The organism is Parabacteroides sp. MSK.9.14, from assembly GCF_019041495.1.
GTDB classification, from domain to species: domain Bacteria; phylum Bacteroidota; class Bacteroidia; order Bacteroidales; family Tannerellaceae; genus Parabacteroides; species Parabacteroides merdae.
Genome location: NZ_JAHPXO010000065.1, coordinates 1 through 8786 on the forward strand (window position 1 = coordinate 1; position 8786 = coordinate 8786).

An 8786-nucleotide genomic window follows, 5' to 3' on the forward strand; every position below is an offset into this window, starting at 1 on the left:
ACTTACAACCCTACTTTACCATTGAAGCGGACACCATTTTTAGGGAGTTACTCCCTCTATATAATATTGCTGGAGTGGAATATCATTACGGACAATCCACAACACGGTTTTCTGTCCCTCCTTTTTCAGCATAGTAGTGACAAAACTCCGTTTGATTCCTCCTGCTTAAACCAAATCCAGAATCTTTTTATCAATATACTGTTTAAGTTCCGGCAGAACTTCTTCCGAATACTCTTCATTGATAAAATCCACAGATATGTCACACTGAATGCGCAAAAGCCATAATGGTTTGTTGTGTGGCCGTTTGCAGCGGTAAGCTAATTTCCCCATTTCTATCAATTTTAATTCTTATAGGATTATATATTAAACTACATAGGAAGCCGGTGTTGGCTTCCGGGCAGGGTGCCCACAAGTGAACAACAAAATTGTCATTCACCGAATTTCAGGCTTAACTGGCCGCCAGGTTCTCTATAGTCAGGATTGGCTAGCATGAACGCTTTCCGAAGAGCTTCGGTGATACGCTCGCGCATGTTCTTGGATACGTGGTTCTTATCCGCTTCGCTGTTTGACTCCAATAAAAGCTCCAGACTGCCGTTAAACGGTTTCTCATCCAGAAACAAGTCGTATCCGGTGAAAATGCGGTTCTGGGCTTTGGCGTCCGTCATTTCTTCTTCATCCTGATATCTCACAAACACCGTATCCTGAGTTGCAGACAGCACGCGCTGTCCTCTGTCCCTGCGACATGAGAGGTCATTTTCAAACATGACAGAAAGTGAGCGTTTCTTGCGTACTGCATTTATCTTAGACCACCCGTAATAAACTTTCAGCTTTTCCATATCCATCTTTCCCCTTTATTAGTTTCTAAATCTCTTTTTCTTTTAAAGACTTTTACGCAAGGATTTAATTGCCCATTCAGCACCAGCTTTGAAATCCTCTCTACAATCAGAACGCCGGCGCTCGTAGTCATCATTGTTGACCTCCTTCAATACCTCTTTTCTGAAAGTGGTTTTATGTTCAGCATATTTTGCTGATTCTTTATCTATTTCAAATCTTTCCATATTCCATTTATTTGTTGGCTAATGTTTGATTCACATAATTGATAATCTCCGAACCTGTCGTTTCGTCGTTGACCCAGTTGAAGTCGAAAGAGGTATCAAATTCATTCTCTATTTTCATACAGATTTCCACGACATCCAGACTGTCGAATCCTTGGTTAAGCAGCGTTTCGTTCAGATTCACCTCTTCATTTATCTGACATATCAGGATTCTATGAATCTTTTTCTCTACCATTTTCTCTTTGCCATTCGAATCAGACTCTGCGGATCTGTCAGACATATTCAAATCGATACCCTTCATTTCCGGAATCAGATCGCATACGTCTGCATATTTAATCACCTCGTATCCTTTGCTGGAGATCTGTGAGTGTACCTTGCCATGATATTTACCGTCTTTCCAAGGAGCGATTTCCGAAAGTATCTGATCTCCCTGTCTTAGGATAGTCAAATACTGGCCGTCTGCCGGATGTTCGAACGGTTCATGCCAAACTGAGTTGATGCGCCAGAGGGCACCGGTTAGGAATCCTTTGATATAATAATCGTTCTTCTCGGAATTAAAGATTCCGAAATCAATCACTGCTGAAGATACAGCTTCACGTTCTATTGTCTTTATGTCCATAAGTTTTTTAGTAGGTTCCTGATTAAGTTTCCTCTTTGAAACAATGTAAAGATACTAATTATAAGCCAGATAGTTATACAACCCCAAAAGGGAAATAAAGATTCGGGGTCAGATGATACTTCTCCAATTAAGCGGGACCCACTGTTCCGGAGGGCAAGGTGGATTTGCTCAATGGTAAGATTAGTATCCATAATTTGTAGGTTGCCTTACTTCGTAAAATACCATAGCAGTGTAACAGCGGCCACTGCCCATCCGGATGCTGCAACAAGCATCCATAAAAATCGCGTTTTATTCACGGAATCAATTTTGTTGTTGCATATATTGATCATATCTACAGCCTTGCCGAACTTCTGTTCAACGGAATTATTCAACTCACTCTTGACTATCTTTCTGAATCTTTCTCTCAACTTGTCGGGAATAAAGAACCTTTCAGACCGATACTTGATATACGGTCTGCAATCTATGCGAAAAACATGGCGGGTATCATGGCCGGTCTCTATATTTATCTCAATCTCTGCGACTCCTTTTTTCTCCCACAAATCGGCAGCTTTCTGGTTTATCTGTTCTTCATTGAGTTTAGCAAGTTCCGCCAACTTGTTATATTCGTATTCATCCAATTGAACTATTTTCTTCATAGCTATTTCTTATTTTTATTTGGTTTCTAATTTTTGCCGCTTCACTCATGCACATCTTACACCATGATGTGAGGCAGTGATATTCCTTATCGTTATGTTTGATAATTCGAGTATAGAACCGATGTAAAGGCAATGACCTCCCACAGTGTGGACATACTTTCTGACCAATCTGAACATATGTTATGGTCTTTGCCTTGCGTTTAACTAACGTGCATCCCTTGCATTCTTCCAACTTGCCTTTGTACTTGCGGCATTTATGGAGGGATATTTTACCGCAGGGAGCGAATTTCCTGCATCCAGGTCGGGGTTCAGTGTGATAGGTGTTCATTTCATCAGACTTATTTGTCAGTAAGCGTCTTATGCTCTCCATCCTTACTGTATATTCCTTTATTGATCTCGACATTGTAGCCTGCTATAAAGCCCTGCTTGCCAGATATCATGTCAATGTCAGGTTTCTTCGACTTTCGGGCATTTTTTATATCACCCATCTCTTTCTTCAAGAATTCGTCAATCATGTCGTTGTTAGAAACGGTAAACGATGAGAACGGGAACACGGTCACCGACCGTAGCCGATTCGCTTTCGTGCGCAAGGAGAACGGAGAAGCCGATGTCGTGTTCTATCCGGTGCTGAAGAAATTCTCCTTGGAGAAATACAGTGAGGAACAACAGAAGCAGCTCTGTTCCGGTAAAGTCATTCTTGCCGACACGGTAACGGCTGACGGGCGAAAGACAAAGGCATTCGTGCAGATCGATACCGAGACCAATCAGGTCATGTCCGTCCCCACGCAGGTCATCGCCCGGAACCTACAGGTGATGGCAGAAGAACTGAAACTCAGCAATGCCGAAATCAAGGTGATGCAACAGGGCGAACCGCTGACCTTTGTAATGCAAGACGAACCTGTAACGGTCGGAATCAGCCTGTACGAGAAGGACGGCATCCACTTCTGTCAGGGAGACGCCAAGAAATGGAGCGAGAAGACCAAAAGAGAATGGGATAAATACACCTTCGGCTGTTACGGTTGCTGGATGATGGACGATAACGGCAATCTCGACTATATCCCGGAAGAGCAATACACGGAAGAACTCTGGAACGAACAGAAAAAGAGTGCCCAACGCAATATGGGTGCAGGACTTCACAAGTAAAACCTTTCAAACACTGTAATTATGGCACAAAACACCTATTATCCCGAAGAAGTGCTCATCGAGAAGATGGAGCGCGGAGAATACGGCTGGCTGGATTACGTCAACCACTTTTCTGCCGAATGGCAGGAAGAACTGGTGGAATACTGCAAAGCGCACTCGCTCACGATTGATGATGCGGCAGCCGAGCAATTCGTCCACTACAAGAGTGAACAATTAGAAGCCGCTATGGAAAGCGGTGAAGCATAAACACGGACTATGGCAATACGAACCAACACAAACCCGATGAGACCGGACTTGCAACCCGAAATGTACGCTCTTTTGATGCGCAACGGTATGCAAGCCCATGTCGTACCTGTGGGTGACAGCTACCAGTTGGTAGTACAGGGGCACGACTCTCCGCTCTTGCGATACCCCATCAGCAAGCAGCAGTTTTTAGCTCTTACCGACTGGGGGACAAACCATGCCAACAAAAAGGCATACAACACCTTTACGGAGATAGTAAAGAATGACTTTGAGCTGCCACGCAACTTTGTCCATGCCCGTAATGCCAACGGCAGGGTGGCAATGGGACTTCACGGCTACCGTATCGGCATCGGTGAGTATGGCAGGGTCGGCAGGTACGGTATGCCGCCCCCTTTCCTCGGATGGACTCCCAGACAGCAGGAAGGCTATCACTTGCGCAGGGTCGGCGGCCGGCTTTTCTATGCAGATACACCTATGATGGCAGAACGCCCGGACGGACGAATGAAACCCGGTGAGATGCAATCCGGCGGTTACGGATTCTACTACAAAGGGCATCGGCAGCCACAAAAGCCGGTACAGCCAGTCCGACAGGATGTCTTGCAGGATTTGCAGGCAGTCATCACCTCGATGGTAAACAAGCCAAGAAGCGAAGAACCTGCAAAGCCCTACAAGGAGCTGATTACCTCACCCGTCTATTTCTCCAATGAGAAGTGGCAGGAATGCCTGTCCTCACACGGCATCATCGTGGATACGGAAGCCGGGACTCTGACCGTCCAGTCGGAGAAAGTCAGTGCCGATATGGTCTATGACCTGACCGAAGAGGAATTATCCGCACTGACCTCCAATTCCATTGAAGAGCATCCGGTTGAGAAACGCCTGGAGATTCTGAACAATGTCATTCAAAATGACTATTCCGATAAAGTCACATTGGAATCGCTGAACAGCAAGGAGCGCATCAGCATTGCCCTGCACCCCGAAGTGGAGCAGGATCTGGCTATGCGGAACCGGCAGGAACAGGACTTGCTCCTGCCATTGGAATCCGATAACAGCCTTGCACCGCACTCTACCGAACAGACGGTACTGCAAGAAGACGAACATATCATCAGAGAGCCACAAGAAGGAGCCTTGATTGAAGGACGGGACTTGTCATACATCAACGAAAACAAAGGCTGGTACCGGGAAGGAGAACACGGACGTGAGGTGGAAGTGGAAGCCATCGCTGTACAACCAACAGAAACAGAGGGCAAATACAAGATGACCGCCATTATCAACGGAGAACCCATCACCCATGAAATCAGCCAGAAACAGTACGACAAGTTCCTGGCAGTCGATGACTACCACCGCATGAAGCTCTTTTCCAAGATATTCAACGAAGTGGATATGAAGACCCGTCCCGAAATGAGCAGCGGATTGGGGACAAAGATATTCGCCGCACTTGCCGCAGGTGCTGTAGTGCTGTCGGATGTCGCCCACGGGCTGCACCATCCCTGTCCGGAATTTTACGGAGAGCGTTTCAGTTCCGCACCCCGTCCTTATTTCAAGCCGGGAGTGGACTCGCCGATGGATGTGGCTGCAAGGAACTTTGAAGCGCAGATGAACAAGGAGGTGGCAGAGATGCGCAGAGGATTTTAAGGAATAAAAGGAACACACAGATGGCAAACGGAGAACTGACATACGATGACTTCCTGCAACGGCTGGACATTCAGGATATACTGATGGACGCAGGCTATCACCTGAACAAGCGTGACGGCTTGCGTTATCCGTCCTATATCCGTATGGACAGTAACGGCACACGTATCCGGGGTGACAAGTTCATCGTCACGCCGAACGGCAAATGCTGTTTCCAGCCACCACAGCAAAAGCTCTATAATATCATATCCTTTATCAAGGCATTCCCGGAGAAGTTTGCGGAACACCGGAACGGCGTCTCTCCAGACAGGTTGGTCAACCTTGTCTGCAACAGGCTGTTGAACCAACCCATCAATGACAGACCTTTGCGCATCATCCAACCCAGACGGGAGAACACTCCGTTCAGGCTGGATGATTACGACATCCACCGTTTTGACGTGAAAGACAGAGAGACCCACAAACGTTTTTATCCCTATTTCAAGAACCGTGGCATCGACATCTTCACACAACGGGCTTTTGCCGACCATTTCTTCCTGGCTACCAGACACCGTTCAGACGGTTTGGCGTATGCCAACCTTGTCTTTCCACTGGTACTTCCCAAAGAGCCGGACAAGATTGCAGGACTGGAGGAACGCGGCCGTCCCAAGATGGACGGTAGCGGAAGTTACAAGGGCAAAGCCGAGGGCAGCAACAGCAGCGAGGGCTTGTGGATAGCCAATTTCAGCGATGAACCTTTACAAAAGGCAGGCGGCGTTGCGTGGTTTGAAAGTGCCTACGACGCAATGGCTTTCTACCAGATACACAGGAATGGTTTTCGGGACAACCCAGACCTTTCCAAGAAAAGCGTGTTCGTCTCCACGGGCGGCACTCCCACCGATATGCAGATTCGCGGTATGCTTTCCGTCACTCCGGATATAAACCACTACTTGTGTTTCGACAACGACAGTGCCGGGCGTGAGTTCGTGAAAAAGTTCCAAGCCATAGCGGAATCCATGCACATCAATTCCGACCGTATAAAAGTCTTTCCCTTGATGCCCTGTTACAAGGACTGGAACGATGCCCTGCTTGGCAAGACAAGCGAGGAATACCTTGACAGCATCAAGGACGCGATTGTCCCATTGGGAGCACCACTCGGTACCACAGGGTATGCAACCGACAAGGAAGAAGAACACCGACAACCAAATATACACAGATAAGAGCCATGCAACAACCGATATACAGAGAGATTTCGCTACGACCGCAAACGGCACAGTTCTTCATTGACGAACTGCCCTTGCTGTTGCTTTGTCCCGTGGGACTGGTCTATGGAGGAATGGAGAACGCCCCTCTTGCATCTATCGCCACCCTCTTTGCCGTTCTCCTTTCCCTCATTTTGATTTACCGGCTTATATACCTGAAACGCATACGCTATCACATCGGTAGCGAACAGCTGACTGCCGAGCATGGCGTGTTCCAACGCAGTATCGGTTACATCGAATTGTACCGTGTGGTGGACTTCCACGAGCAGCAGAGCCTATTGCAGCAGATTTTCGGGCTAAAGACTGTCACGGTGTTGTCTATGGACAGGACCACGCCCAAGCTGGAATTGACAGGTCTGCCCAAACGAATCAATATCGTGGATATTATCAGAGAGCGTGTAGAGTTTAACAAACAACGAAAAGGAATCTATGAGATCACCAATCATTAAAATAGCGATGCTCCTATTCGGCATCATCTTGTCTGTCACGGCGAAGGCGCAGATTGTCACGACCAATCCGTTGGAATATGTGGCATTGGCAGAAGGCAACGAATTGATTCTCGGCAAAGTCAAAGACCAGATGGACGGGCAGAAGAAAACCGCCCTTTTGCAGAATACCATTGCCGCAGAGTTCGAGCAGATGCGCCAGTGGGAGAAGAAATACAACAGCTACCTTAAAACGGCAAGCGGTTTCGCATCCTCGCTGAAAGCCTGTACCCACCTGTACAATGACGGTGTGAGGATTTTTATCTCGCTATGCAAGTTGAAAAAAGCCATCAGCGACAATCCACAGGGCATTGTCGCCGCAATGAGCATGAACAACCTGTATATCGAGACCGCAACCGAACTGGTGACGGTATTCTCCCTGCTCCGTGATGCCGTGGCAAAGGGAGGCAAGGAGAATATGCTTACGGGAGCGGAACGGAGCCAGACCCTATGGGCATTGAACGACCAACTGTCATTTATGAAAATAGGATATGCACGTGTTAGTACAAATGACCAAAATTTGGATAGGCAATTAGATCAATTGTCCGAATATGATTGTGAGCGTATATTTATGGAAAAAATTACAGGCTCAAAAAAGGAAAGACCTGAGCTGGATCGAATGATAGATATGCTTAGAACTGGTGACACTGTGGTAATAACGGAATTGACTCGATTAGGACGCTCTGTAAAAGACTTGTTTGGGATAGTTGAAATAATTCACTCCAAACATGCAGATATAAAATCTCTTAAAGAGCCATGGCTTGACACAACAACACCGCAAAGGAAACTATTGTTTACAATATTTGCCGGAATAAGTCAATTTGACCGTGATATAATCCGCCAAAGAACAATGGAAGGCCTATCAAGCGCAAGAGCAAGAGGAAGAAAAGGCGGACGCCCCAAACGACCCAACAAAAAATAGAACTTGCATTAAAGATGTATGATAGTAAGGATTACTTAATTTCTGAAATAGAACAGGCTACAAGTGTAAGTAAAAGCTCTTTGTATCGATATTTGAAAAATAGAACATAATCTTATAAGTTAGATTTAATAAAATAGTACGTCATGGAAATTTTATACTTTCAGAAGAGCAACGTAAAGAATTATATTCATTTGTTGCTGTCGTTACATATTGTTGCAATGCCTCGTTTGGGAATAGTTGCTGATCGTTACCTTTATTTGTCCCTGTCGGGTATTTTGTTGTTAGTTTCATATCAAATCACTGGTTGGCTAGAAAAAAAAGTGTCGTGTGTTTTCAAAATTCCTGTTGTTTTTATCAATTCTTTTCTATAGCCTTTATTTTACTATACCCATCATTACAGTAAATAATGGAAGGACACGGACACCGTGAAGTATTATTTGCATAATTTCTACAAGGGTGATTCCAGAGAAAAAGATATAGAAGGTCGTGAAAATAGCGATTGAAGTATGAACAAATTAAAAACTAGAAAGATGGTACAATTAAAGAAAAAAGCTGTGTTGTTAATAGGAGCATTGATGTTACTCCTCGGTATGGGAATAAATCTCCAGTATGCGCTGGATGATTATGGTTGGGCAGATAATTTGGCAGTCCAGGTTTTGGCTGCGGTAACTGGTGATTTTGATACAACAATATATCCAGGTCAACCGGTAGAACCGGGAAAAGTTCGAGATCAAGTGCCATGTATGTATACATATCCAGATAGCTCTTTTACATCAAGCGTTGCATGGGTTTGTGTTGACCAATATGTATGTCCTTC

General features: G+C 45.7%; 12 protein-coding genes and 3 pseudogenes. 9 read left to right on the forward strand and 6 right to left on the reverse strand.

The window, feature by feature from the left end; all coding sequences use genetic code 11:
• Nucleotides 1-165 precede the first annotated feature (165 nt).
• From KTG12_RS20510 to KTG12_RS20535, 6 genes are all read right to left on the reverse strand, one after another.
• Nucleotides 166-330, reverse strand: coding sequence for a hypothetical protein (locus KTG12_RS20510; RefSeq protein ID WP_167369861.1), 165 nt, complete (start codon nt 328-330; stop codon nt 166-168).
• Nucleotides 331-428: 98 nt separating this feature from the next.
• Entirely contained in the window at nt 429-842 is a 414-nt protein-coding gene (locus KTG12_RS20515; RefSeq protein ID WP_122334183.1) for a hypothetical protein, read from the reverse strand.
• A gap of 36 nt (nt 843-878) precedes the next feature.
• Nucleotides 879-1058, reverse strand: a complete 180-nt coding sequence (locus tag KTG12_RS20520) for a hypothetical protein (protein ID WP_075965709.1) — start codon at nt 1056-1058, stop codon at nt 879-881.
• Between the two features lie 7 nt (nt 1059-1065).
• Nucleotides 1066-1674 carry an acyl carrier protein gene (locus tag KTG12_RS20525; RefSeq protein WP_075965710.1) on the reverse strand — a complete coding sequence of 203 codons (609 nt, stop codon included), beginning with the start codon at nt 1672-1674 and terminating at the stop codon, nt 1066-1068.
• A 206-nt stretch (nt 1675-1880) separates the two neighbouring features.
• Nucleotides 1881-2309, reverse strand: coding sequence for a hypothetical protein (locus tag KTG12_RS20530; protein WP_122334182.1), 429 nt, complete (start codon nt 2307-2309; stop codon nt 1881-1883).
• Between the two features lie 338 nt (nt 2310-2647).
• On the reverse strand, nt 2648-2824 hold the full coding sequence (locus KTG12_RS20535) for a hypothetical protein (protein ID WP_167369849.1): 177 nt from the start codon (nt 2822-2824) through the stop codon (nt 2648-2650).
• 16 nt (nt 2825-2840) lie between these two features.
• Between KTG12_RS20535 and KTG12_RS20540 the strand changes: the two are divergent.
• The 9 genes and pseudogenes from KTG12_RS20540 to KTG12_RS20575 all read left to right on the forward strand — a co-directional run.
• Nucleotides 2841-3452, forward strand: a pseudogene (locus tag KTG12_RS20540) (hypothetical protein); the annotation flags it as partial.
• 21 nt (nt 3453-3473) lie between these two features.
• Nucleotides 3474-3698 (forward strand): hypothetical protein, encoded by a 225-nt coding sequence (locus tag KTG12_RS20545; protein ID WP_075965714.1) that lies wholly within the window; start codon nt 3474-3476, stop codon nt 3696-3698.
• A gap of 9 nt (nt 3699-3707) precedes the next feature.
• Nucleotides 3708-5327: a hypothetical protein gene (locus KTG12_RS20550; RefSeq protein ID WP_075965715.1), complete on the forward strand. Its 1620-nt coding sequence runs from the start codon at nt 3708-3710 to the stop codon at nt 5325-5327.
• A gap of 20 nt (nt 5328-5347) precedes the next feature.
• Complete coding sequence (locus KTG12_RS20555; RefSeq protein ID WP_216945530.1) at nt 5348-6520, forward strand: toprim domain-containing protein; 1173 nt, start codon at nt 5348-5350, stop codon at nt 6518-6520.
• 5 nt (nt 6521-6525) lie between these two features.
• Complete coding sequence (locus tag KTG12_RS20560; RefSeq protein ID WP_216945531.1) at nt 6526-7011, forward strand: PH domain-containing protein; 486 nt, start codon at nt 6526-6528, stop codon at nt 7009-7011.
• A pseudogene (locus KTG12_RS20565) lies at nt 6992-7522 on the forward strand (hypothetical protein); the annotation flags it as partial. The gene KTG12_RS20560 and the pseudogene KTG12_RS20565, both read left to right, overlap by 20 nt.
• Nucleotides 7523-7525: 3 nt before the next feature.
• Nucleotides 7526-7969 carry a recombinase family protein gene (locus KTG12_RS20570; RefSeq protein ID WP_227226050.1) on the forward strand — a complete coding sequence of 148 codons (444 nt, stop codon included), beginning with the start codon at nt 7526-7528 and terminating at the stop codon, nt 7967-7969.
• The gene (locus tag KTG12_RS22015) at nt 7966-8079 is read left to right on the forward strand and encodes a helix-turn-helix domain-containing protein (protein ID WP_237976649.1); all 114 of its coding nucleotides are present in this window, start codon (nt 7966-7968) and stop codon (nt 8077-8079) included. Before KTG12_RS20570 ends, KTG12_RS22015 begins: the two co-directional genes overlap by 4 nt.
• 396 nt (nt 8080-8475) lie before the next feature.
• A pseudogene (locus KTG12_RS20575) lies at nt 8476-8786 on the forward strand (hypothetical protein); the annotation flags it as partial.

Coding starts and splice junctions, on each gene's coding strand:
- KTG12_RS20515 (WP_122334183.1), bottom strand. CDS start 842: ATGGATATGGAAAAGCTGAAAGTTTATTACGGGTGGTCTAAGATAAAT.
- KTG12_RS20560 (WP_216945531.1), top strand. CDS start 6,526: ATGCAACAACCGATATACAGAGAGATTTCGCTACGACCGCAAACGGCA.
- KTG12_RS20550 (WP_075965715.1), top strand. CDS start 3,708: ATGGCAATACGAACCAACACAAACCCGATGAGACCGGACTTGCAACCC.
- KTG12_RS20525 (WP_075965710.1), bottom strand. CDS start 1,674: ATGGACATAAAGACAATAGAACGTGAAGCTGTATCTTCAGCAGTGATT.
- KTG12_RS20535 (WP_167369849.1), bottom strand. CDS start 2,824: ATGATTGACGAATTCTTGAAGAAAGAGATGGGTGATATAAAAAATGCC.
- KTG12_RS20520 (WP_075965709.1), bottom strand. CDS start 1,058: ATGGAAAGATTTGAAATAGATAAAGAATCAGCAAAATATGCTGAACAT.
- KTG12_RS20555 (WP_216945530.1), top strand. CDS start 5,348: ATGGCAAACGGAGAACTGACATACGATGACTTCCTGCAACGGCTGGAC.
- KTG12_RS20570 (WP_227226050.1), top strand. CDS start 7,526: ATGAAAATAGGATATGCACGTGTTAGTACAAATGACCAAAATTTGGAT.
- KTG12_RS20530 (WP_122334182.1), bottom strand. CDS start 2,309: ATGAAGAAAATAGTTCAATTGGATGAATACGAATATAACAAGTTGGCG.
- KTG12_RS20545 (WP_075965714.1), top strand. CDS start 3,474: ATGGCACAAAACACCTATTATCCCGAAGAAGTGCTCATCGAGAAGATG.
- KTG12_RS20510 (WP_167369861.1), bottom strand. CDS start 330: ATGGGGAAATTAGCTTACCGCTGCAAACGGCCACACAACAAACCATTA.